Here is a 350-nt window from a genome sequence, read left to right on the forward strand (position 1 = left end):
GCAGCTGGCCTACCGAGAAATGGACGTAATCGAGTCCGCGCGCCGCCAGTTTTTCCAGTAGATAGAGCGTGTCGTCAAAGCGAATGCCGGGCACTTCGATCTCTTCCGGGGAGAAGCGATAGCCGATGATGAAAGAGTTATGGGCGAAGCGCTCAGCCATCTTGTGGGTGATTTCCAGCACTTCCAGCGGGAAGCGTGCACGGTTATCGCGGCTGCCGCCCCACTTGTCATCGCGCTGGTTAGAGTTCGGCGAATAGAACTGCTGAATCAGGTAGGTGTTAGCACCATGAATTTCGACGCCATCGAAACCGGCCTTGATAGCGCGGTTCACCGCATCACCAAATTTGGTG

1 protein-coding gene is annotated in these 350 nt (G+C 55.7%); it reads right to left on the minus strand.

What is annotated here, in order from left to right; translation table 11 throughout:
* A partial coding sequence (locus AC1DBL_RS16765; protein WP_476926529.1) for an oxidoreductase occupies positions 1–350 on the minus strand: 350 nt, incomplete at both ends.

The sequence above is a fragment of the Arthrobacter sp. 10T44 genome (assembly GCF_056393885.1).